This window comes from Streptomyces yangpuensis, from assembly GCF_001005295.1.
GTDB classification, from domain to species: domain Bacteria; phylum Actinomycetota; class Actinomycetes; order Streptomycetales; family Streptomycetaceae; genus Streptomyces; species Streptomyces yangpuensis.
Map to the genome: position 1 here is coordinate 124,292 of NZ_LBMK01000005.1, position 24,688 is coordinate 148,979.

General features: G+C 70.6%; 13 protein-coding genes. 6 read left to right on the top strand and 7 right to left on the bottom strand.

Going from position 1 to position 24,688, the window contains the following annotated elements; translation table 11 throughout:
• Positions 1-566 precede the first annotated feature (566 nt).
• The 5 genes from hutH to AAT21_RS24420 form a co-directional block, all read right to left on the bottom strand.
• Entirely contained in the window at positions 567-2,108 is a 1,542-nt protein-coding gene (hutH, locus tag AAT21_RS24400) for a histidine ammonia-lyase (protein ID WP_046779124.1), read from the bottom strand.
• A 130-nt stretch (positions 2,109-2,238) separates the two neighbouring features.
• On the bottom strand, positions 2,239-3,354 hold the full coding sequence (locus tag AAT21_RS24405) for a GGDEF domain-containing protein (RefSeq protein ID WP_046779125.1): 1,116 nt from the start codon (positions 3,352-3,354) through the stop codon (positions 2,239-2,241).
• Positions 3,355-3,474: 120 nt separating this feature from the next.
• A complete protein-coding gene (locus tag AAT21_RS24410; protein ID WP_046779126.1) occupies positions 3,475-4,272 on the bottom strand; it encodes an enoyl-CoA hydratase/isomerase family protein in 798 nt (265 codons plus the stop codon).
• 341 nt (positions 4,273-4,613) lie between these two features.
• A complete protein-coding gene (locus AAT21_RS24415; RefSeq protein WP_046779127.1) occupies positions 4,614-5,762 on the bottom strand; it encodes an adenylate/guanylate cyclase domain-containing protein in 1,149 nt (382 codons plus the stop codon).
• 221 nt (positions 5,763-5,983) lie between these two features.
• Positions 5,984-6,850: a biotin--[acetyl-CoA-carboxylase] ligase gene (locus AAT21_RS24420; protein ID WP_046779128.1), complete on the bottom strand. Its 867-nt coding sequence runs from the start codon at positions 6,848-6,850 to the stop codon at positions 5,984-5,986.
• Positions 6,851-6,981: 131 nt separating this feature from the next.
• Here AAT21_RS24420 and AAT21_RS24425 point away from each other — a divergent pair, with 131 nt between their 5' ends.
• From AAT21_RS24425 to AAT21_RS24435, 4 genes are all read left to right on the top strand, one after another.
• The gene (locus AAT21_RS24425) at positions 6,982-8,574 is read left to right on the top strand and encodes an acyl-CoA carboxylase subunit beta (protein ID WP_046779129.1); all 1,593 of its coding nucleotides are present in this window, start codon (positions 6,982-6,984) and stop codon (positions 8,572-8,574) included.
• Between the two features lie 18 nt (positions 8,575-8,592).
• Positions 8,593-8,805: an acyl-CoA carboxylase epsilon subunit gene (locus AAT21_RS24430; RefSeq protein WP_046779130.1), complete on the top strand. Its 213-nt coding sequence runs from the start codon at positions 8,593-8,595 to the stop codon at positions 8,803-8,805.
• An 82-nt stretch (positions 8,806-8,887) separates the two neighbouring features.
• A complete protein-coding gene (mmpB, locus tag AAT21_RS39740) occupies positions 8,888-9,022 on the top strand; it encodes a morphogenic membrane protein MmpB (RefSeq protein ID WP_257856429.1) in 135 nt (44 codons plus the stop codon).
• Positions 9,023-9,092: 70 nt separating this feature from the next.
• Complete coding sequence (locus tag AAT21_RS24435; protein WP_046779131.1) at positions 9,093-9,722, top strand: Maf family protein; 630 nt, start codon at positions 9,093-9,095, stop codon at positions 9,720-9,722.
• On the opposite strand, the gene AAT21_RS24440 is transcribed toward AAT21_RS24435, so the two are convergent.
• On the bottom strand, positions 9,703-10,170 hold the full coding sequence (locus AAT21_RS24440) for a hypothetical protein (protein WP_046779420.1): 468 nt from the start codon (positions 10,168-10,170) through the stop codon (positions 9,703-9,705). The two genes, AAT21_RS24435 and AAT21_RS24440, sit on opposite strands and share 20 nt — an antisense overlap.
• A gap of 488 nt (positions 10,171-10,658) precedes the next feature.
• On the opposite strand from AAT21_RS24440, the gene AAT21_RS24445 reads away from it, so the two are divergent.
• Positions 10,659-12,422 carry an acetyl/propionyl/methylcrotonyl-CoA carboxylase subunit alpha gene (locus AAT21_RS24445; protein ID WP_046779132.1) on the top strand — a complete coding sequence of 588 codons (1,764 nt, stop codon included), beginning with the start codon at positions 10,659-10,661 and terminating at the stop codon, positions 12,420-12,422.
• 78 nt (positions 12,423-12,500) lie between these two features.
• Here the strand turns inward: AAT21_RS24445 and AAT21_RS24450 are convergent, their stop codons facing one another.
• Positions 12,501-17,429 (bottom strand): FG-GAP-like repeat-containing protein, encoded by a 4,929-nt coding sequence (locus AAT21_RS24450; RefSeq protein WP_046779133.1) that lies wholly within the window; start codon positions 17,427-17,429, stop codon positions 12,501-12,503.
• Positions 17,430-17,909: 480 nt separating this feature from the next.
• On the opposite strand from AAT21_RS24450, the gene AAT21_RS24455 reads away from it, so the two are divergent.
• The gene (locus tag AAT21_RS24455; RefSeq protein ID WP_052757975.1) at positions 17,910-24,632 is read left to right on the top strand and encodes an RHS repeat domain-containing protein; all 6,723 of its coding nucleotides are present in this window, start codon (positions 17,910-17,912) and stop codon (positions 24,630-24,632) included.
• Positions 24,633-24,688: the final 56 nt, after the last annotated feature.

The window sequence follows — 24,688 nt, forward strand, 5'->3', positions numbered from 1 at the left end:
CGTAGCATCACCGCACACGGCCAATTCGCTGCTGCCACAAGGGGGATCGCACCGTGTCCGCACGCCGACCGCTGCTCACCGCTCTCGGAGCGACCACCCTCCTCGCCGCCCTGTGGTTCGTGCCCTCGGCCGGCGCGACCGCCCCGGAAGCGGCGGGGACCNCCCTCCTCGCCGCCCTGTGGTTCGTGCCCTCGGCCGGCGCGACCGCCCCGGAAGCGGCGGGGACCACCTCCGCCGTACCCGTGGGCGCGAACGCCGCGGACACGGCCGACGGGGCGGCTCCCACCGGGACGATCACGGGCTCGGCGCCTTCCGCTTCGGGCGCGCGGGCGCAGTCCCTCTCGCTCGCGGACACCGGTTCCGTGGACACCGCCCCCTATCTCCTGGGCGGCACCTTCTGCCTCGGCGTCGGAGCCGCCTTCGTGGCCTTCTCGGTACGCCGCTCCCCCGGCGCGTAGAGCGCCCCGTACGGCGGCGAAGGCGCCCCCTGCGACGGCGAAGGGCCGCCCCGGGAGAACCCGAGCTCCCGGGGCGGCCCTTCAATCGTGCGGCGCGGGCGCCCGCCGTCAGGCGAGCGGACCCGTCACCGGCTCCACCGCGGCGAGCAGCCCGCCCGTACGGACGAACGCGTCGGCGGCGGCCAGGTCGGGGGCGAGGAAACGGTCCGGCCCGGGACCCTGCACGCCCGCCGCACGGGCGGCGGCGATCGCGGCCAGGCTGGCCGGGGCGGCCGTCAGGCCGTGGCGCAGCTCGATGGCGCGGGTGGCCGCGTACAGCTCGATGGCGATGATCCGCGTCAGGTTGTCGACGGCGGTACGCAGCTTGCGCGCGGCCGACCAGCCCATCGAGACGTGGTCCTCCTGCATGGCGGAGGAGGGGATCGAGTCGGCCGAGGCCGGCACCGCGAGCCGCTTCATCTCGCTGACCAGGGCGGCCTGCGTGTACTGGGCGATCATCAGACCGGAGTCGACGCCGGCGTCGTCCGCGAGGAACGGCGGCAGGCCGTGGCTGCGGTTCTTGTCGAGCAGCCGGTCCGTGCGCCGCTCGGCGATGGAGCCGAGGTCGGCCGCGGCGATGGCGAGGAAGTCCAGGACGTAGGCGACCGGGGCGCCGTGGAAGTTGCCGTTGGACTCCACGCGGCCGTCGGGCAGCACCACCGGGTTGTCCACGGCGGAGGCCAGCTCGCGCGAGGCGACCAGGGCGGCGTGCGCCATGGTGTCGCGGCCCGCGCCGGCGACCTGCGGGGCGCAGCGCACGGAGTACGCGTCCTGCACGCGCGGCGCGGACTCCTCCTGGAAGTGCCCGGTCAGCCCGGAGCCCTTCAGCACGGCGGCCATGTTGGCGGCGGAGGCGCCCTGGCCGGGGTGCGGGCGGATGGCGTGCAGCTCGGGCTGGAGGACCTTGTCGGTGCCGAGCAGCGCCTCCAGGGTGAGGGCGGCGGTGATGTCGGCGGACTTGTAGAGCCGGTCGAGGTCGGCGAGGGCCATGACCAGCATGCCGAGCATGCCGTCGGTGCCGTTGAGGAGGGCGAGGCCCTCCTTCTCGCGGAGCTCGACGGGCTCGATGCCGTGCTCGGCGAGCAGCTCGCCGGCGGGGCGGACGGTGCCGTCGGGGCCCTCGGCGTCACCCTCGCCCATCAGCGCGAGGGCGCAGTGGGACAGCGGCGCCAGGTCGCCGGAGCAGCCCAGGGAGCCGTACTCGTGGACGACCGGGGTGATCCCGGCGTTGAGCACGTCGGCCATGGTCTGCGCCACGGAGGGGCGTACCCCTGTGTGCCCGGAGGCGACGGTCTTCAGGCGGAGGAACATCAGCGCGCGGACCACCTCGCGCTCGACGCGCGGGCCCATGCCGGCGGCGTGCGAGCGGACGATGTTGCGCTGGAGCTGGGCGCGCAGCTCGGGACTGATGTGCCGGGAGGCGAGGGCGCCGAACCCGGTGGACACCCCGTAGACGGGTTCGGGCTTGGCGGCCAGCGCGTCGACGATCTCGCGGGCGCGGGCGAGTGCGTCGAGCGCCTCGCCGGACAGCTCGACCCGTGCGTTGCCGCGGGCAACGGCGATGACGTCCTCGGCGGTGGTACCGGACGTCCCCACCACGACAGTGTGCATATCCATATTCAGCACCCTACGGATTGAATCGCTGCATGTCACTAGCTGGAACTGTCACGATCGGGCAGCCGCTGGACCCCTTACGGACGCACCCCTTACGAGCCGACGCGCCGGACATCCGGGCACACGGTCACTGGCGGCCGCGGAAGCGCCGCCGCTCCCCCGGAGCCTCCTGGGCGGCGGCGTCCGCCAGCCGCACCACGGCCGTGTCCCGGCCCGCCACCACCGGACCGGCCGAACGGGCCGCCTTGGCCTTGTACTGGGCTGCGTCCGCGAGCCGGAACAGCCGCCTGGAGGACTTCACCGGCCCGATCGGGTCCCCGGTGGAGGCCACCCCGCAGGCCACGCCCTCGCCCAGTTCCAGCTCGGCGGCGCGCACGCACAACTCCTCGCCGACCCGGACGACGTCGTCCGCCGACGGGCCGACCCCGACCAGGCAGAACTCGTCGCCGCCCAGGCGTGCCACCAGCGCGCCCGGCAGTATGGCCCCGCACAGGCTCAGCACCGACCCGAACCGCTCCAGCAGCCGGTCGCCCATGGCGTGCCCGAGGGTGTCGTTGACCTTCTTCAGGCCGTTCAGGTCACAGACGACGAGGCTGACGACGACGCCGGTCCGCCGGTGCTCCTCCAGGGCCTCGTCGAGGCGCATGTCGACCGCCCGGCGGTTGGCGAGCCCGGTCAGCGGATCGGTGAAGGCGAGCCTGCGCGCCTCCTCCAGGCGCTCGTTCTGCGCGAGGCCGGCCGCGACCACGGCGGCGAGCACGGTGGCGAACTCCGCGTCGTCGCCGTCGAAGTCGGGCAGCCCCTCGTCCCGGGCGACGTACAGCTCGCCCCAGGCCCGGCCGCTGAGCACGACGGGCGCGACCACGCACGTACCGCGGCCGCGGCGGCGCAGGGCCTCGCCGCGCCGCCCCGGCCGGTCGCCGGCGGCGCTCTCGACCCAGGCGTGCGGGCCGCCGCCGCCCACCCACCGCTCGTGCAGGAACTCGGTGATCTCGGGGAAGTCGTGCACCGGGTAGGACTCGTCCTCGGGGAACTCCTCCTCGCCCGCCCGCCGCTCGCCCTCGTTGACGAGCACCCGCAGACACCCCCGCTCCCGCTCCCACGCGGAGATCGCGGCGAACGAGCCGTCCATCGCCAGGCGCGCACCCCGCGCGGCCGCACGCACACTGTCGCGCGGCGTGCTCGCCGCGGCCATCGCCTGGGCGAGGCCCACCACGGCTCGCAGCCGCCCGTCAGCTCCCATCACCCCAGGTTAGGGAGTTTTGTCGGATTTTGAGATAAATGGCGCGAGTTTCGACGCGCCCAAGCTTTCCGCAGGGCGACCCGAGGCGCCGCCGGGGCCCGGCGGCGCCGGGTCAGGCGCCTACTCCCCCGGCCAGTTCGGCGTGCGCTTCTCGTTGAAGGCCGCCACGCCCTCCGCACGGTCACCGGAGAAGGCGACCGTCCGCCAGGCGGCGTCCTCGATCTCCAGCCCGGCCGCCAGGTCCATCCCGTGCCCCAGCCGCAGCGCGCGCTTGGCGGCCCGCAGGCCCACCGGCGAGTTCGCGGCCATCCGCGACGCCAGGGCCAGTGCCTCGGCCGTGTCCTCGCCCGCCGGCACCACGGAGTCCACCAGGCCCAGGGAGAGCGCCTCGGCGGCCTCCACCCGGCGCGCGGTGAAAATCAGCTCGGCGGCCCGCGCCGCGCCCACGCGGCGCGGCAGCAGCTGCGTACCGCCGCCGCCGGGGATCACGCCCACCGAGACCTCGGGCAGGCCGACCACCGCGGTCTCGTCGGCGACGATCACGTCGCAGGCCAGGGCCAGCTCGAAGCCGCCGCCCAGCGCGAACCCGTGCACGGCCGCGACCGTCGGCATCGGCAGCTCCAGCACACCGCCGTAGGCACCGCGCGTGGTGGGCCGCTGCCGCACCAGCTCGGCGTCCGAGAGCGAGTTGCGCTCCTTGAGGTCGGCCCCGACGCAGAAGGCCCGCTCCGCGGCGGAGGAGAGCACGACCACCCGCACCGAACGGTCCGCGGCCAGCGCGGCGCAGGCCGCGCCGATCGCGCGGGCCATGTCGGTCGACACCGCGTTCATGGCCTTGGGGCGGTCCAGGACCAGCTCCGCGACCCCGCCCTCGTGGCGGCGCACCACCACGAACTCCGACTCGAACTCGGACGCCATAGGACCCTCCCGGTTAACGAACGTTACGTCGGGATAGTAGGCGGGCCGCCCCGCGGTCCGCGACGCCCGGCGGCTCCGGAGCCGGACCGCGGCGGGCCCACGGCTCCGACCGCACCCCGGCCGCACCTTCCGGCCCCGCCGGGGCCGGGTGCGTGCCGGGGCGATCCCCGCAGGGCGCCGAACGCACCGCTGCCGCGCTGTCCGGCCCCGAGAACCGTTCGGCGCCCGAGGAGACGCCCCGGCGGGCGCCCGGCCCCACCGAAGCCGGGCTCGCGCCCCCGCTCCGGACCGGCGGGCCACGCGTACGGGCGTCCCGACCGCACCGCGAGGTGCGGGCGGTGTCAGCGGCGCTTGCGGCGCGTCAGCGACCAGGGCTCGACGACACCCAGGCCACGCACCGGCCGCTGCCACATCGGCTGGAGGGCGAACCGGTAGGCCGCGCCCTCGTCGGGCTCCGCCTCCGCCTCCTTCTCCGACACCGGCGCCGCGCCGGTCCGGGACAGCTCCTCCGCCATCGCGCCGTCCACCAGCACGGCGTCCTTGGGGGCTATGGACGTCAGCCGGCTCGCGAGGTTCACCGTCGTCCCGAAGACGTCGCCCATCCGGGTCGTCACCGTGCCGAAGGCGATCCCGACCCGCAGCTCGGGCATCTGCGCGTCGGCCTCCATCGTCTCGATGAGCCGCAGCGCGATCTCCGCCGCCGTCGCCGCGTCGTCGGCGACGTACAGCACCTCGTCGCCGAGCGTCTTGATCAGCCGGCCGCCGTACGCGGCCACCAGGTCCGCCGCGGTCGTCTCGAAGGACTCGACCAGCTCGCCGAGCTCCTCCTCCTCCAGGCGGCGGGTCAGGCGGGTGAAGCCCACCAGGTCGGCGAAGCCCACCGCGAGCCGCCGGTCGACCATCTCCTCGTCGTCCGCGACCTGCACCACCCGTCCGGTGGCCGCCGCCAGCTGGCGCCGCCACACGTAGACGAGGAACTCCTCCAGCTCCGGCAGCAGCAGCTCGACCAGGGGGTACGTGACCTCCGTACGGGTCATCCCCGGCTCCGGCGGCTCCGTGAGCCCCTCCAGGAACGAGTCGATCTGCCACTCCGCCAGCCGCGCCGTGGTCTGCCCGGTGGACCGCGCCACCTGCACCGCCATCGGCTCCGACAGCAGCCCGGCCTCCACCAGACCGGCGAGCCGGCGCAGGGCCAGTACGTCGGCCTCCGTCAGCGCCCTGGCCTGGCCGATGTCGGCGAAGCCCATGGCCCGCCAGAAGCGGGAGGCGAGCTCCATCGACACCCCGGCGCTGCGGGCGGCCTGGAAGGGCGTGTAGCGGCGCTCGGCGCCGAGGATCAGCTGCTCCAGGCGGATCGCGAGGGGATCCGCCGTCGGCTGCACGGTGTGGTCGACCTCGTGGTGGGGAGTGTGCTGGTCGCGCCCGATCGGGGTGCCCGGACCGCTGGGCCCGGAGGCGGACGCGCCGGAGGCAGAGTCGTCGACGGTCAAGGGCCGCCTCCTGTCCATTCCGTGCGCGCTGCCCTGCCGAACCGGGTGATCACCACGAGCAGCGGGATCGCCTAAACCATACGGCAGGTGTGCCGTAGCTCACTCCCCCTCCCCGGGGCGGATCCGGGCCGGGCCCGGGCTCCGCGCGGCGGCGCATGAGGCCGTACGCACCCGAAACGCGGCATTCCACGCACTCCGCCGTACGCCCGGCCTCTCCCGCGTCAGTGCACGGATCGCAGGTGGACGACGTCACCCGCCCCCACGGCCTCGTGGGTCCCTTCGGCCGTACGGATCACCAGGCGGCCATCGGTGTCGACGGCTTCGGCCGTTCCGGTGAGGGTGCGCCCGCCGGGGAGCTCCGCGCGCACGTGCCGGCCGAGGGTGGCGCAGCCCGCCGCGTAGGTCTCCTGGAGTCCGCTGGCGGCCGGGTCGCCACCGGCGGCGCGCCAGTTCCCGTACCACTCCTCCAGGGAGCGCAGTACGGCCTTCAGCAGCGGCTCGCGGTCGGTGACGGTGGCCTTGGCCAGCAGCAGCGACCCGGCGGCTGGCACCGGGAGCTCCTCCTCGGTGAGGGTGACGTTGAGCCCGATCCCGATGACGATGCCGTCCGCGGTGCGCTCGGCGAGGATGCCGCCGGCCTTGCGTTCCTCGCCCTCGACCGTGACCAGCAGGTCGTTGGGCCACTTGAGTGCGGTGTCCACTCCGGCGGCCCGGGAGAGCCCGGTCGCGGTGGCCACGCCCGCCAGGAGGGTCAGCCACCCCCACTGCTCCTGCGGCACCGCGTCGCCCGGCTTGAACAGCACGGAGAAGAACAGCCCGGAGCGGGCCGGAGCGACCCAGCTCCGGTCGAGCCGGCCCCGTCCGGCGCTCTGCTCCTCGGCGACGAGCACGGCCCCCTCGGGCAGCCCGGCCGCCCGCGTGGCAAGGTCGGTATTGGTGGACCCGGTGGAGGCGACCACCTCCACGGAGGTCCACAGCCCGTCCCCGGTGACGAGGGCCCGCCGCAGCGCTGCGGCATTGAGCGGCGGCCGGTCCAGGCTCGACCAGCGACCGGCGGAAGCACCTGCTGATGCATCTGATGGCGTCATGCAACCCACAGTAGGTGTGTCAAACGCCGCACTGCCGAGCGCCATGCCCGCCGATACGCTACGCACCAGTAGCCAGCAGTAGTCAATCAATTGACCAGGCAGTTGACACCATGCAGGGAGCCGCGACCCCGATGTCACATCCGTCAGAGCCGATCGACATGCACACCACCGCGGGCAAGATCGCGGATCTGCAGCGCCGCATCGACGAAGCCACCCACGCCGGTTCCGCCCGCGCCGTGGAGAAGCAGCACGCCAAGGGCAAGCTGACGGCGCGTGAGCGGGTTGCCCTACTGCTGGACGAGGGTTCCTTCGTCGAGCTGGACGAGTTCGCCCGGCACCGCTCCACCAACTTCGGGCTGGAGAAGACGCGCCCCTACGGCGACGGCGTCGTCACCGGCTACGGCACGGTCGACGGCCGCCCCGTCGCCGTGTTCTCGCAGGACTTCACCGTCTTCGGCGGAGCTCTCGGCGAGACCTTCGGCCAGAAGATCATGAAGGTCATGGACTTCGCGCTGAAGACCGGCTGCCCGCTCGTCGGGATCAACGACTCCGGCGGCGCACGCATCCAGGAGGGCGTCAGCGCGCTCGGGATGTACGGCGAGATCTTCCGCCGCAACGTCCACGCCTCCGGCGTGATCCCGCAGATCAGCCTGGTCGTCGGGCCCTGCGCGGGCGGCGCCGTGTACTCGCCCGCGATCACCGACTTCACGGTGATGGTCGACCAGACCTCGCACATGTTCATCACCGGCCCGGACGTCATCAAGACGGTCACCGGAGAGGACGTCGGCTTCGAGGAGCTGGGCGGTGCGCGCACGCACAACAGCACGTCCGGCGTCGCCCACCACATGGCGGGCGACGAGAAGGACGCCATCGAGTATGTGAAGTCGCTCCTGTCGTACCTCCCGTCGAACAACCTCTCCGAGCCGCCCGCCTTCCCGGAGGAGGCCGACACCGAGGTCTGCGACACCGACCGCGAGCTCGACGTGCTGATCCCGGACAGCGCGAACCAGCCGTACGACATGCACACCGTGATCGAGCACGTGCTCGACGACGCGGAGTTCCTGGAGACGCAGTCGCTCTTCGCGCCGAACATCCTGACCGGGTTCGGCCGGGTCGAGGGCCACCCCGTCGGCATCGTCGCCAACCAGCCGATGCAGTTCGCCGGCTGCCTGGACATCGACGCCTCCGAGAAGGCGGCCCGCTTCGTGCGAACCTGCGACGCCTTCAACATCCCGGTGCTGACGTTCGTGGACGTACCGGGCTTCCTCCCGGGCACGGACCAGGAGTACAACGGAATCATCCGGCGCGGCGCCAAGCTGATCTACGCGTACGCCGAGGCCACCGTCCCCCTGATCACCGTCATCACCCGCAAGGCCTTCGGCGGCGCCTACGACGTCATGGGCTCCAAGCACCTCGGTGCGGACCTGAACCTGGCCTGGCCGACCGCGCAGATCGCCGTCATGGGCGCGCAGGGCGCGGTGAACATCCTGCACCGCCGCACCCTCGCCGAGGCCGCTCCCGAGGAGGTGGAGGCGACCCGGACCCGGCTCATCGCCGAGTACGAGGACGCGCTGCTCAACCCGTACACGGCGGCCGAGCGCGGCTACATCGACGCGGTGACCATGCCGTCCGAGACCCGCGCGCACGTGGTGAAGGGGCTGCGGCAGCTGCGTACCAAGCGGGAGTCCCTGCCGCCGAAGAAGCACGGCAACATCCCCCTCTAGTCCCTCCAGGAGGTCACCGTGGTGATCAAGGTCGTCAAGGGCAATCCGACCCCTGAGGAGCTGGCCGCCGCACTGGCGGTGGTCCAGGCGCGCGCGGCGCTGCTGGCTTCGGCGGCACCGTCGGGCGCCCCGCAGGTCGCGGACGAGTGGTCGACGCCGGCCCGGGTGGCCCGGCGCAGGCTGCCGCAGCCGGGACCGCGGGCCTGGGGCCGGACGTACTGGCCCGGGTAGAGCCGGCATGTGGTGAACGCGGGGCGGCGCTTGAGTACCCGTACTCAGGCGCCGCGCCGGTCCGCGGGGCCAGGATCGGAACATGCTCTGGTCCGACCCGAAGAACGAGCCGCCCAAGGACATGCGCGACGCGCAGGCGATGATCCGGCGGCTCACCGTGGTGCTCGCTCTCGCCATGCTCGTGGTGGTCTACGTCCTCGGCGTGAGCCACTTCTGAGCCGCCCGTGCCCGCAGCCGCAGCCGCACCCGCACCCGCACCCGCACCCGCACCCGCACCCGCACCTACGATGGCGGGCATGACTGCCACACCCCAGCCCGCGAGCGTGCGCAAGCTCGTCCTCGCCTCCGCCTCCCCCGCCCGGCTGAACCTGCTGCGGCAGGCCGGCCTCGCCCCGCACGTGATCGTCAGCGGCTTCGACGAGGACACCCTCGACCACGACGAGCCGGCCGAGCTGGCACTGGCGCTGGCCGAGGCGAAGGCGGCCGTCGTCGCGGGCCTGGACGAGGCCTCGGGCGCCCTGGTGATCGGCTGCGACTCGGTGCTGGAGCTGGACGGCGAGGCGCTCGGCAAGCCCGCGGACGCCGAGGAGGCCACCGCGCGCTGGAAGGCGATGCGCGGCAGGGCCGGCGTGCTGCGCACCGGGCACTGTGTGATCGACACGGCGACGGGGCGGCGGGTCTCGGCCACGGCGTCGACGACGGTCCGCTTCGGCGAGCCGACGGACGCGGAGGTCGCGGCGTACGTGGCGAGCGGCGAGCCGCTGCACGTGGCGGGGGCGTTCACCCTGGACGGGCTGTCGGCGCCGTTCATCGACGGCATCGACGGGGATCACGGCAACGTGATCGGCCTGTCGATGCCGCTGCTGCGCTCACTGCTGGGCGAACTGGACGTGTCCATCACGGACTTGTGGGCTTGAGCTCCCCGAACGGCGGCGGGGCGTCCTCGACCGGGCCCTCGCCGTCGGCCTGCCGGGCGGTGGCGGGGTAGAGCGTCAGGATCAGTACGAGCAGGCACAGGATCAGCATCAGCGTCGCGAAGGCCGCCCAGCCGACCAGGCCGACGGCGAGCATGCCGAGCACCGCGTGGGTGACGGCGGCGGTGATGAGCACGACCCGGGCGAACCGGCCCGGCGGGCGGTCGCGCAGCGCGGCGAGGGCGCAGAGCACGGCGCACAGCAGAAGGAAGGCGCCCATGCCCGCCCCCATGACGTAGGTGGCCTTGGACATCACGTCCGGGTCGCTGCCCGCGATGGACATCGACTGGTTGGCCGTGGTCCGGCCCAGCACGATGTGGACGAGCACCAGCACGGCGGCTTCCGCGACCAGCACGATCGCGGCCAGTCCGGCCACGAGTCTTCGCACCACGTGCACCCACCCCCAAGCGCCATACGCCCGTTCGACGCCTGGAGGCTACTAACGGGTAGCCCGGCGGGCAAGAGATGCGCCCGCATCGCCCGTCCGGAGTACACGCCCGGCGCGCTGCGGCCCGTAGGGACCCCGGTCGGCCACCTCGCTGTGGGTACGGTGTTGTCCCGGTTCGCCCTGCGGGACGACGGAGCTACCAATCAGTAAACAAGGGGACAACTCCTCGCCCGACCGCAAAGAAAATGTGGGCCGTTCGTAGGGACTCGACAAAGAATCACCCGGGGCCGCTGACCCGGGGGACAGAGACCTTGGATACATGACGGGGTTACTGTGCAGTCGGGGATCCCCCTGACCTGGGGCGCCACAAGGGTTCTCCGGCGGAGCGGGCCTCGCATCACACTCTGTGTGGGCAAGGTCACCACCGGGGAAGGGTCGAAAGGCCGTGTGGGCTGTCCCTAAACTCAGCTTGTTTCAAGGAGGGAGCCATCGTGCGCAAGGTGCTCATCGCCAACCGTGGCGAAATCGCTGTCCGCGTTGCTCGGGCCTGCCGGGACGCCGGGATCGCGAGCGTAGCCGTCTACGCCGATCCGGACCGGGACGCTCTGCACGTCCGCGCGGCCGACGAAGCTTTCGCGTTGGGCGGTGACACCCCGGCCGCCAGCTACCTGGACATCTCCAAGGTCCTCCAGGCCGCCGCCGACTCGGGTGCGGACGCCATCCACCCCGGATACGGCTTCCTGTCCGAGAACGCCGACTTCGCCCAGGCCGTGCTCGACGCCGGCCTGACCTGGATCGGCCCGCCGCCGCAGGCCATCCGTGACCTCGGCGACAAGGTGGCCGCCCGCCACATCGCCCAGCGCGCCGGCGCGCCGCTGGTGGCCGGCACCCCCGACCCGGTCTCCGGGGCCGAGGAGGTCGTCGCCTTCGCCAAGGAGCACGGTCTGCCGATCGCCATCAAGGCGGCCTTCGGCGGTGGCGGCCGCGGCCTGAAGGTCGCCCGCACCCTCGAAGAGGTGCCGGAGCTCTACGAATCCGCCGTCCGCGAGGCCGTCGCCGCCTTCGGCCGCGGCGAGTGCTTCGTCGAGCGCTACCTCGACAAGCCGCGCCACGTCGAGACGCAGTGCCTGGCCGACAGCCACGGCAACGTCGTCGTCGTCTCGACCCGTGACTGCTCCCTCCAGCGCCGCCACCAGAAGCTGGTGGAGGAGGCCCCCGCCCCGTTCCTGACGGAGGCCCAGAACGCGGAGCTGTACGCCGCTTCCAAGGCCATCCTGAAGGAGGCTGGCTACGTCGGCGCCGGCACCGTGGAGTTCCTGGTCTCCGCCGACGGCCTGATCTCCTTCCTGGAGGTCAACACCCGCCTCCAGGTCGAGCACCCGGTCACCGAGGAGGTCGCCGGCATCGACCTGGTCCGCGAGATGTTCCGCATCGCCGACGGCGAGGAGCTCGGCTACGGCGACCCGGTCCTGCGCGGTCACTCCATCGAGTTCCGCATCAACGGCGAGGACCCGGGCCGCGGCTTCCTCCCGGCGCCCGGCACGGTGACGAAGTTCGTCGCGCCGACCGGCCCGGGCGTCCGTCTCGACGCGGGCGTCGAGTCCGGCTCCGTCATCGGCCCGGCCTGGGACTCCCTGCTGGCCAAGCTGATCGTCACCGGCGCCACCCGCGAGCAGGCGCTGCAGCGCGCCGCCCGCGCGCTCGCCGAGTTCGAGGTCGAGGGCATGGCCACGGCCATCCCCTTCCACCGTGCGGTCGTCGCCGACCCGGCGTTCGCGCCCACCGACGGCAGCCCCTTCACGGTCTACACGCGCTGGATCGAGACGGAGTTCGTCAACGAGATCCCCGCGTTCACGGCTCCGGCCGCGGAGGAGACCGAGGACGAGCCGGGCCGCGAGACGGTCGTCGTCGAGGTCGGCGGCAAGCGCCTGGAGGTCTCGCTCCCCTCGTCCCTGGGCATGACCCTGGCCCGTACGGCCGCCGCGGGCGGCGCGAAGCCGAAGCGCCGCGCGGCCAAGAAGTCCGGCCCGGCCGCCTCCGGCGACACCCTCGCCTCCCCGATGCAGGGCACGATCGTCAAGGTCGCGGTCGAGGAGGGCCAGCAGGTCACCGAGGGTGAACTGATCGTCGTACTGGAGGCGATGAAGATGGAGCAGCCGCTCAACGCGCACCGCTCCGGCACCGTCGTCGGCCTCACCGCCGAGGTCGGCGCCTCGGTCACCTCCGGCGCCACCATCTGCGAGATCAAGGACTGATCCCGCCCCCGCAGAACGCCCGGCCCCCAGGACCCGAACGGGTCCTGGGGGCCGGTGTGTCATGTGCGGGTCTGCTGTCTACCAGGTGCCCGGCGTAGCCTCCCAGCTCCTCAGGTGGTCGTTGAAGCCGCCGTCGGGCCGGGCCTTGAAGGTGTAGGCCGAGGTCGCGCCCTTGGCGGTGTTGTACATGACCGAGACGTCGGCCCGGCCGTCCTTGTCCGTGTCACCGGACACCAGGTTCCCGAGGGAACTCCCCCACCATCCGCTCTCGCGGGTCCAGCTCACGAAGTCGTCGTTGAGCCCGCCGTCGGGCCGGCCCGTCAGCGTGAACAGCGCCGAGCGGCCGTTGCCGTAGTCGAACATGATGGCGGCGTCGGCGCGGCCGTCGCCGTTGTAGTCGCCCGAGGTGATCTTGCTGGCGTTGTAGTTCCAGTCACCCGGCTTGCGGGTCCACGACTTCACGGGGTCCGCGAAGCCGCCGTCCGGCCTGGCGAGGAGCGTGTAGGCCGTCACGGTTCCGTCGCCGGAGCCGTACAGGGCGAGGATGTCGTCCCGGCCGTCGCCGTTGAAGTCGCCCGCGACCTGCTTGGACTCGTTCCAGTACCAGCCGCCCTGGGCGGAGCGCCAGCTGCCGAAGGAGCCGCTGAACGTGCCGTCCGGCTTGGAGAGGTACGTGTGGCTGCCGGTCGAGCCGCCGTGGTCGTAGAACATGCCCACGTCCGCGCGGCCGTCGCCGTTGAAGTCGCCCGCGACCAGCTTGGCCTTGAACGCGTCCCAGTTGCCCGGGGCGACGTAGGCGCTGCGCGGCAGGGACTTGAAGGTCCCGTCCGCCTGGCCGAGGAAGGTGAACAGGGCGTTGGCGCCGTCGTCGTAGCCGTACAGCGCCACCAGGTCGTCGCGGCCGTCGGCGTTGAAGTCACCGGCGACCCACTGCGCGCTGGCGGCGTTGAAGTTGCGCAGTCCGCTGTTGAAGGCGAGGACGGGGGGCATGAAGCCGCCGCCCTCGTTGGCGCGCAGGGTGTAGAGCGCGGTGGTGTGGCTGCCGAAGTCGTACACCGTGGCCATGTCGGACCGGCCGTCGCCGTTGAAGTCACCGGCCAGGTCCTTGCGCAGGTTGGCGGTGCGGTCGTCCGGCTTGTGCTCGTCGGTGGCGCCTGTGGTGCTGTTGTGGCGGATGTAGCCGCCCTTGAAGTCCTCGCGGGGTCCGCCGGCGACGTCGTACTCGTCGGACTGCGGGTAGCCCAGGAAGCTCTTCTCGGCGCCCATGCTCACCCACTTGCCCCGGATGGCTCCGCGCACCGACCAGGCCTTCTGGGTCTCGGTCGTCCAGTAGATGGAGGCCGTGTCGTAGGTGTCCTTGCGGTGGCGGAAGTGGTTGAAGCGTCCTATGCCGTCGGCGTTGTTGGTCTCATCGGTGGTCGGGTAGCCGAGCCAGCCTCCGGGTCCGCCGGTCGCGAGGTACTTGCTGTAGATTGCGCCGCGCAGGGACCAGGAGCCGGTTTCGGGCGACCAGTAGATGGCGCCGTTGCCGCCGGAACCGGCGAAGGTGGTGAAGGCGCCGGCCTGGTCGAAGGTGGTGTTCTCGTCCGAGGTCGGGTATCCCAGGGAGCTCTTCTCGGCTCCGAGACTCATCCACTTCTGCCGGATACCGTTGATGACGAGCCAGGCGCCGGTGCTCGGGTGCCAGTAGATCGAGGCGCTTTCGCTGGCGGCACCGTTCGCGCGGAAGTGCACGAACTTGCCGCCGTCTGCCGTGTCCTTGACGAGGCCCGTGGGACTGCCGAGGGCGGCAACTCCGCCCTTGGCCTTGAACTTGGCCTTGATCGGACCGCACAGCCTGACCTCGCCGCTGGAGTCGGCGGCGTCGACCAGAAGACAATCGCTCCAAGGGGTCCCACTGACGGCGACCTGCTGGGCGAGGCCGAAGACGGAGCCGTTGGCCATCTGACGGCCGGGGAACTTGTTGATCACACCGGCGCCGTCACGCGACCACAGGTCGGGGAAGCCGTCCTTCTCGAAGTCACCGAGGCTGGCCAGGTGCCGGAAGGAGGCACCGGTGAACCCGGAGGCGATCGACGTGGCCCGGACGGCGGGATCGGCGTACACGGTCAGGTCGATGGCCGCCGGCGAGGCGGCGTCGGTGGTCTTGCGGCTCGTGTACTGGTGGATCTGGCCGGTCGTCTTGTTACGGGCCCAGATCTCCGGCAGGGTGTCGCCGTTGAGGTCGCCCGGGGCGATCAGCGTCATGTCCTGCCAGTCGGCGTTGCCGAGGGGGACGGGGGGCATGTTGCGCGGGAGCAGGCTGGCCCCTCCGGTGCCGTAGTACAGCCAGAGGACGCCCTTCTCGTCCTTCACCAGCATGTCGGTGTGGTCGTCCTCGCCGATCCTGCCGTCCGCGTTGTCGTCGTTGACGCTGCCGATGGCCAGGGCCTGCTGGGCCTGGGACCAGTGGACGTTGTCCTTCGCCTTCAACTCGATCCGGCTGGCCTGGGGGTCCTGGAGCGTTCCGTCACCGGTGCCCCGGTAGACGTACAGCTTGTTGGTGGTGGAGTCTTCGTCCGAAGGCCGCAGCACGACGAGGTCCTCGTAGAAGTCCTCGCCGAAGCTCCCCCACTGGCTGAGCGAGACGGCGTTGGCGAAGTTGCCCTTCTCGACCAGCCGGGGCTCGCCGAAGATGCCGTTGCCCTTGCCCGGGACCATCCAGAGCCGGCCCGATCCCGGGTCCACGCTCCAGATGTCGATGATGCCGTCGCCGTTGAGGTCGCCGTGCTTGTCGCGTTCGGCCTGACGCTTGGCGGTGAAGTGGTACGGCTTCAGGTCGGACCGGTTGCCCGCCGCGTCGAGGCTGCGGACGTAGAAGGTGTGCGGTCCGGCCGCGTTCGGGGTGTACTTGATCTGCACCGCGCCGTCGGGGGCGGCCGACGCGTTGACCGTGCGGACGACCGGGTCACCCGCCGTGAACCACTGGTACTGGGTGACGTCGGAGGCCCCGCCGTTGGTCAGGGTGAAGGTGCCCTCGGTACGCGCGTACCCGGTGTTGACGTCCTCGTTCGGCGGGAACTGCACCGAGTGCACGCCCGGCAGCTTGCTGGGGCGTTCGCGGTCGATGGAGAACACGCACTGCCCGGCCCAGGGGCCGGCGCCGGCCTCGTCGAGACCGCGTACGTCCCATCGGTAGCTGGCGCCGGTGAGCTCGCTGAGCGGGATCCGCAGGAGCGCCACACCGCCGTTGGCGACGTCGACCTTCGGAGCCTTGAGGGTGCCGTAGTCGTCCGCCTTCCAGTAGTGGAACTCGGCCTTGAGCCCGTTGTCCTCGGCGTCGCTGATGCGGGCGCGGAAGACGACCTCGTCGCTCTTGCCCATCACGCCGCCCTGGCATTCCACGGACGGTTCCATCGAGCGGTCCGCCGGCGCGTTCGGCAGCGTGTTGAAGCGCGTCGAGATCCGGGCGCTGTCCGCGATCATCTTGCGCCAGGAGACGTCGACCGTGTCGTTGGAGGACCTCAGGCCCATGGTCCAGGCGGGCCAGCTCCACCGGGCGGCGTCACTGACCGCGGAGGTCACGTCCAGTTCCAGGACGGAACCGTCACTGGTGCAGTTGCGGCCGCCGTAGGACTGGCTGGAGGAGTCCACCATGCGCTTCCAGGCGGGCTGCTTGTTCCAGCTGGTGCTGCCCGTGATGGAGTCGGTGTCCCAGATCTGGATGTCACCGGACTTGCAGTTCCAGGCACCGGAGTGCCTCTGCTGGATGCGGAAGGTCGAGTCGAGGATCTGCTTGCCGGCCAGGTCGCCCATGCCGATCTGGAAGAAGGTCTTCGCGCAGACCACCGCGTAGTTGTAGTTCTGGTCCTTGGAGCAGCCGACGCGGGCGTCCTTGCTGAGGTTGCCGCCGTTCCAGTAGGACTCGCCCGCCGAGCCGGGGATCCCGTTGTGCTTGTAGGCGAGGGCCCAGGCCGACTTCCAGTCGTCGCGCCACACCGGGTCGATGACGACCGGGAACTTGGTGTCGGGAGCCGTGAGCAGCTTGCGGTCCGTGGTGAGGGTGAGCCTGTTGCCCTTGAGGTCGACGCCGAGGTCGGCCTGCTTGGTGCGCAGGGAGATGCCGTCGACGGCGGGTACCCGGTCGACGGACGGAGCCGTGGGCGTGCCCGCGGCCGTCGACGGGGCCTGGGCGGGCGCGGACTGGTTGAGCGCGGACTCGGCGAAGGACTTGGCCGGGGCGGTGGGCAGGGGCTGGTCCGCGCCGGAGTCCCACATCTGCGGCTTGATGGAGGTGAACAGGGGCTGGCCCGCGGAATCGAGGGCCTTCAGCTCGCCGTTCTGCTCTTTGCGCAGTGTGACGCCGTTGCCCTTGAGGCCGAAGTCGATGGAAGCGAGCGCCGGGTCGGCCGCGGCCTCGCGGGTCTTGACCACGAGCTGGTGCGAGAAGCCCGTCGCGTCCGCGGCGACCCGCAGGTCGACGCCCCCCAGCACCTCGGCGTAGGTGGCGCTGTTGCCGTTCAGCGTGGGAACGGGGAGCGGTTTGGGCCAGGTGAGGGTGACGTCCCGGCCGTCCTTGCGCATGGTGACGAGGGGGGTGTTGCCGCCGCCCGAGAAGGTGAGCTCGCTGCGGGTCGCCTTGGGGGCGATCCGCCCGTCTTTCTGCTTCTGCAGACCCGTGTCCAGCGGGACCAGCTTGCCACTGCGGTAGACGCGCGTCGGCACCAGGGACTGCTCGGAGGTGAAGGTGCCGTCCGGGTTGGCCCAGATCTCCTCGTTCTCCGTGCGCTTCGAGGTGATCTCGACGCGCTTGCCGGTGCGCTTGGCCTCGGTGCCGGCCTTGGCCGTGGCCTCCGCATCGGTGGGGGCCACGGCTTTGGGCTTGTCCGCGGCGGGCGCCGCAGGCGCTGCGGCCGCGGGCACCGCCGTGCCGATCAGGGTGGCGACCAGGGCGGTCGCCAGGGTGAGTACCGGTGCCCTGCGGGAGGGCGGGCCGGCGACGCGCGGGCGCGTCGGGAAGGGTCTCACTGACTGAGTCCTCGGGTTCGGTTCCGGTGGCTCCTTCACAGGAGCGCCGAAAAAGATGGCTGGATCCATCTGCCCTTTGGCTGATATTCAACAATCCTCGGCGGCAGATCACAGGTGTTCGATTGATTTGTAGCAGCCGAACCGGCCAAAGGCCGAAGTGAACCCCTCCCCCGGGAACCACTGCGACAGGGCGCAATATCAAACACTCCACCGGAACACCAAACTCCGAATCAATCATTCCGGATAGCCGCCTGACCTGCACGGATGGCCGACAGGCGGGACATTGCGAGGCTCCCGCCCCTTTTTTCGCCGCCCGGCGTTCCCACTGTTAGGTTCAGCGCGATTGCATCTAGCGCAGATTCCTGTGAATCCGCGCTTCCAGACTGGAGTGTTCGAATTTTGAAAAGATCCCAGGCGCACGTCATGCGTGCGCCTTTGAGGCGTGTCTGGCGGTGGCCGATACCCGTTCTGGGTCTCGCCATGCTGACCACCGGGCTGACCGCGATCGACGCGTCCGCCGCCGGGCCCTCGTTGCCCGGCAACCAGAAGCTGACCAAGGTCACCGGCGAGCCGGTCAAGGGCAAGCCCGCGCCCGGTCCCGCCGAGTCCCAGACGAAGGCATGGAAGGGCGCTCCGAAGATCGCGTGGCCCGCAGCGGGCTCTGCCGAGATCACGCTGCCGAACACCCCGGCAGCGCCCGCCATGGCACTGAAGGCGTCGCCCTCCGCCGGGGCCTTCGCGCTCCCGACGGGCACGACCGGCCAGTCGGTCAAGGCCGGCAAGCTTCCGGTGTCGGTCGCGTCCACGGCCGTCGGAAAGGCGCCCGCCGCGGCCAAGCGGTCCGCCGCCGGCTCGGCTCCGGCCGCGGACGCCGCGCCGGCCGCCCCCACCGACGTCAAGGTCAAGGTCGATCTGCACGATCAGGCCGCCGCCAAGCACGCCGGCCTCGCGGGCAGTCTGCTCCTCTCCGTCGAGCGCACCGACGCGGGCACCACCGCGGCCCCCGTCTCGGTCGAGCTGGACTACGCCGCCTTCAAGAACGCCTACGGCGGCAGCTGGGGATCCCGGCTCCGCTTCACGGCGATCCCGACCTGTGCGCTGACCACCCCGCAGAAGCCCGAATGCCAGGGCAGCACGCCGGTCACCACGAAGAACGACGCCGAGACCGGCAAGCTCGTCGCCACCTTCGACGCCCCGGCCAAGGGCGCCCCGGCACCGAAACCCGCCGGCAAGTCCTTCCTCAACGCCCCGGCCGCCGCGGGCCCGGCCTTCACCCCCGCCGCCGCCGGCGGGATGACCCTGGCCGCCTCCCCCGGCGCCGACGGCGCGAACGGCACGTACAAGGCCACCTCGCTGAACCCGTCGGGTTCCTGGCAGGCCGGCGGCTCGGCGGGTGACTTCTCCTGGTCCTACCCGCTGGAGATCCCCGCCTCCCTGGGCGGTCCGAGCCCGTCGCTGTCGCTGGGCTACTCGAGCTCTCAGATCGACGGCCGCACCAGCGCCTCGGCCCAGCAGACCTCGTGGGTCGGCGACGGCTGGGACCTCGCCTCGAACTACATCGAGCGGGGCTACGTCCCCTGCAGCCAGGACAAGCGCAAGGACTCCGGGTACAACAACCCGAAGGACGACACGGGCGACCTGTGCCACGGCGCTCCGATGGTCACCATGTCCCTGAACGGCGGCTCCACGCCGCTCGTCCTCGACGACGCCACCAAGAAGTGGCGCCCGGCCAAGGACGACGGCTCGCGGATCGAGCTGCTCCAGGGCGCGCAGAACGGTGACAAGGAGGGTGACCACTGGCGGTTCACCAACCCCCAGGGCATCCAGTTCTACTTCGGCCTGAACAAGGTCCCCGGGTGGACCGCGGGCAAGCCCGTCACCAACTCGGCCTGGAACGTCCCCGTCTACGCCAACCACCCGGGCGAGCCCTGCTACACCGCGACGTTCGCCGACGCGGTCTGCGACCAGACGTACCGGTGGAACCTCGACTACGTCGTGGACCCGCGCGGCAACGCGATGACGTACTGGTACGAGAAGGAAGCCAACTACTACGGATCGAACTACAAGATCGCCGGTGGTTCGACCGCCCGCGCGTACGACCGGTCCGGCTGGCTGGACCACGTCTCCTACGGCCTGCGCAGCGACAACCTGTTCGCCAGCGCACCGGCCCAGGTGAACTTCAAGGTCGAGGAACGCTGCATCACCACCAAGACCTTCGACTGCAACCCGGCGAAGCTGAAGCCGGAGGTCGCCTGGGAGATTGCGAAGGAGTGGCCCGACACCCCGGGCGACCAGCTCTGCGCGAAGGGCGAGGAGTGCAAGGGGCGGTTCACCCCGACCTTCTTCACCCGCAAGCGGCTGACCGAGGTCAACACCTTCGTGTGGAACGGCACCACGCACAAGCCGGTCGACACCTGGACGCTGAAGCAGAGCTTCCCCGCGACCGGTGACGGTACGGACTATCCGCTGTGGCTGTCCGAGATCAAGCACTTCGGCAAGAACGGTACGCCGCTCGACCTGCCGGCCGTGAAGTTCCGCGGCAAGCAGCTCGACAACCGCGTCGACGCCCAGGGTGACGGAAAGCCGCCCTACCGCCGCTACCGGATCGAGGCGATCGACACCGAGACGGGCTCGACGGTCCTGGCGCACTACAAGGACAACCAGTGCCGCGGGGCGGACCCGCGCGTGCTGCCGGCGTCGCCGGAGACCAACACGCTGCGCTGCTATCCGGTGGTCTCCGAGCTTCCGGATCCGACCGACCCCAAGCACGAGCGGAAGATCTACTCCACCGACTGGTTCCACAAGCACGTCGTGGACTGGGTCCAGGAGGACGACCGCAACGGCAACTCGCCGTCGCGGCGTACCGAGTACGAGTTCCTCGGCGACCCGGCGTGGGCGTACGACGACGAGACCGAGATGATGCGTCCCAAGACGCGCACCTGGTCCCAGTGGCGCGGCTACGAGCGGGTCCGGACCTTCATCGGCCAGGCCCCGGACAAGCGCTCCCAGACGGAGACGCTGTTCTTCCGCGGCCTCGACGGAGACCGGGCGACGCCCGCGGGCGGCATCCGGTCGGTCAAGGTGAAGGACTCCGAGGGCGTCGAGATGGCGGACCACCGCCTCTACGCCGGCCAGACCCGCGAGGTCCTGGCGTACAACGGCGAGGGCGGCGCACTCGAAGCGGCCACCACGTACACCCCGTGGCTGCACGGCCCCACGGCGACCCGCCTGCGCAAGGGCGAGACGGCCGCCGAGGACATCGAGCCCCAGCAGGCGTTCGTCCAGCAGACCACGCACGTCGGCTCGCGCATCCTCCTGTCGGACGGCCGCGGCTGGCGCCGTACGGCGATGGAGACCAAGTACGACAACCGCGGCTTCGCGCAGTGGGTGTCGAACAAGGGCGACGTCGCGGACCCGTCCGACGACAGTTGCAGCCGGTACGAGTACGACACGGACGAGGCCCGCTGGATCATCGCCCGCCAGAAGCGGGTGGAGACGGTCGCCAAGGCCTGTGACGCGGCGAACGTGGCGCGTCCGGCGGACGTGACGTCGGACGTCAGGATGTCCTACGACGCGGCCGGCAACGTCAGGCAGACCGAGTCGCTGACCGGCTACAGCGGCAGCACGCCCACCTACCAGGTGGACGGCAGCGCGACCTTCGACGCGTACGGCCGCCCGAAGACCACCACGGACGTCTTCGGCAAGACGACCAAGCTGGACTACACACCGGCGTCCGGCCAGATCGCCACCAAGGTCGTCACGACCAACCACGCGGGTCACACCCAGACCACGGAGACCGACCAGGGCCGCGGCTCGATCCTGGCCAAGCAGGACGCCAACGGCCGCCGTCAGGTGATGGAGTACGACTCCCTCGGCCGCCTGTCCAAGGTCTGGTCCCCGTCCCGCAACCCGCAGAACAAGTCGCCGAACGGCATGTTCTCGTACGACGTCCGCACCGACGGTCCGGTCGTCATCACCAACAAGGCACTGCTGGACGACGGCACCTACCGCACCAGCTACGACATCTACGACAGCAGCCTGCGCATCCGCCAGACCCAGATGGAGGCGCTGGGCGGTGGCCGGATCATCTCGGACACCTTCTACAACAGCCTCGGCCAGGTCTGGAAGTCCAACGGCGCCTACTACACGGCCGGTACGGCCTCTGGGGTGCAGTTCGCCCCGAAGGACAACGAGGTCCCGTCCTCGACGATGACCCAGTACGACGGCTCCGGCCGTTCGGTCGCCCAGATCTCGCGCAAGTTCGGCGAGGAGACGTCCCGCACGACGACGACGTACGGCGGCGACAACATCACGGTCGACCCCCCGAAGGGCGAGACCCCGACCCGTGCCTTCCTGGACGGCGCGGGCCGCAAGACGGAGCTCCGCTTCTTCAGGTCCGACTCCCCGACGGGCGCGTACGACACCACGCGGTACACCTACAACCAGCGCGGAGCGCTGGAGTCGGTCGTCAACCAGGCGGGCGACAAGTGGGGCTTCGAGTACGACATCCGCGGCCGCCAGACCAAGCAGACGGACCCCGACAAGGGCACGTCGACGACCACGTACGGCAAGGGCGACCGCGTGGAGTCGGTGACCGACGCCCGCGGCAAGGCCGTCTTCCCCGAGTACGACGCGCTGGGCCGGGTCATCGCGACCCACGAGGGTTCGGCGACCGGTCCGAAGCTGACCTCGGCCACCTTCGACACCCTGCCGGGCGCCATCGGCCTGCCGGTGTCCTCGACGCGGCACGTGGACGGCAAGGCGTACACCCAGGAGGTCACGGGCTACGACACCGAGTACCGCGCGACCGGATCCAAGATCACGATCCCGTCCTCTGAGGGAGCGTTGGGCGGTTCGTACGAGTTCACCACCGGCTACCGGCCCAACACCGGCCTGGTCGAGTGGACGGAGCAGCCGGCCGTCGCCGGCCTGCCCATCGAACTCACCGAGATGCAGTACAACCACTTCGAGCTGCCCACGATGATGGGCATCGAGGGGAAGACGTTCGTCGACAAGGTCGACTACTCGCCGATGGGAGACGTCCTCCGCACCTACACGGGTCCTGCTTTGTCGCAGGTCTACACGACGAACTACTACGACGAGCAGACGCGCCGGCTCACCCGGACGGTCAACAGCCGGGAGAAGTCGCCGGGAGCGATCAACGACACGACGTTCAAGTACGACGACGTCGGCAACATCCTCAAGATCTCCGACAAGGAGGGCACGAACACCACTGCCGACGTGCAGTGCTTCGCGTACGACTATCTGCGCCGCATGAACGAGGCCTGGACGGCCACGGACGACTGTGCGGCCCAGCCGAACGGTTCCGGCCCCGGCGCCAAGCCGCAGGTCGGCGGCCCCAACCCGTACTGGAGCTCGTACAGCTTCGACGCGGCCGGAAACCGCACGAAGGACGTCCAGCACTCCCCGACCGGTGACACCACCAAGGACGTCACCCGTACCTACACCTACGGCACTCCCGGACAGGCCGCCGCCAACGGTCTGAAGAAGGTGGAAACCACCGGGCCGGGCGGTTCCCGCACCGAGTCGTATACCTACGACGCCGCGGGCAACACCAAGACCCGGACCATCCAGGGCGAAACCCAGACCCTGGACTGGAGCAGCACGGGTCAGCTCGAGAAGGTCACGAAGGGGACCGACAGCACCGGATTCGTCTACGACGCCGCCGGCAACCGTCTGATCAAGCGCGACAAGACCGGCACGACGCTGTACCTGCCGGGCACCGAGGTCAAGCTGACGGCGGCAGGCAAGCTGGAGGGCACCCGCTACTACGCCCACCCGGCCGGACCGGTGATGGTCAAGACGGCCAAGGACGGCGTGGTCTCGACGTCCTATCTGATGGGTGACCAGAACGGCACGGCGACCACGGCGGTGGATGCCACTACCTCTGCGGTGACGCGGCGGAAGTTCACTCCGTACGGCGAGGTCCGCGGAGCGGCTCCGGCTGTCTGGCCGGGAAGGAAGTCGTTCGTCGGCGGTGAGCTCGACGAGTCCATCGGGACGGTTCACCTCGGCGCGCGCGAGTACGATCCCGCAACCGGCAGATTCCTGTCCGTCGACCCCATCATCGATTTCAACGAGCCCAAGCAGCAGAACGCGTACGTCTACGCGAACAACTCGCCGGTGACGTTCAGCGACCCGTCCGGCCTCTCCATCGCACCGCCCGTGATGCCGATCAAGGACTTCACGGACGCGGAGGCCGCCTGGGCTCGCATGATCCAGGGCAAGAGCGCCCTGGACATCGCGCTCGAAGTCGCTGTGGGCATCTTGAAGGACGTCTCGGGCTACAACGACATCCGAGACTGCCTGAGTGGCTCTTGGGGCGCCTGCGCCGGACTCGCGCTCGACGCGGCGCTCCCGTTCGCCGGCCGCGCCAAGCGCATCATCAAGGCACTGGACCGAGCCTGGGAAGCCTTCAACAGCTGGTCGCACAAGCTCGCTCTGGCACGGGACATCCTCAGGCGGGTCGAGAGCTACAACCAGGCGATGGCCAAGTACGCCGAAGACCTCGCCGAGTGGAAACGCCAAGTAGAGGAGGCCGCCGAACGGGCGAGGAAGCTGCTGGAGGAAGCGGCGGCCAAACGGAAGGCCGCCCAGGAGGCAGCGGCGGCTGCGGCCAAGAAGGCCGACGAGGCCAAGGCCACGGCGGCCAAGCAGGCCAAGGCGTCGACATCGAAGACGAAGCAAACCAGCGGCGATGGAAAGGCCGCCAAGTCGACCGACACCAGCAAGGCCGACAGCGCGAGCAAATCCACGGGCAACGGCAGTGGAGGCGGCGGGAGCGGTGGGACCGAAAAGGCCGGCGCCGGCAGCGCCGACAATCGACCCAACTTCACGTCGGAAGCGAAAGCGCAGCAGCATTTCTCCAATCATGTGTACGGCATCAAGAGGACGAACACGGGATTCAAGAACACGAATAGCAAACCCGACATGCCGGAATATCAGACCCCGGATGGATACAACGAATATGTAGACGACGCAAGGACCTTCATGTCCGGCGGCCCCCAAAAGGGCGACCTCATCGACGACAAGAAATGGCTTTACCGCATGGACGTCAAGACGGGTCGATTCGGAGTTCTTAATCCCGCAGGGGAAATCTCCACATTCTTCCGCCGCGAGAAGGACATCGTCGCGTACATGAAGACCCAGCACGCGCTGTACGGCGGTTCGTTCGTGCAATAAACTGAAGCCGTAGCCGGGCGCATCACCCGGCTACGGCTCTCAGGCAACCGACACAA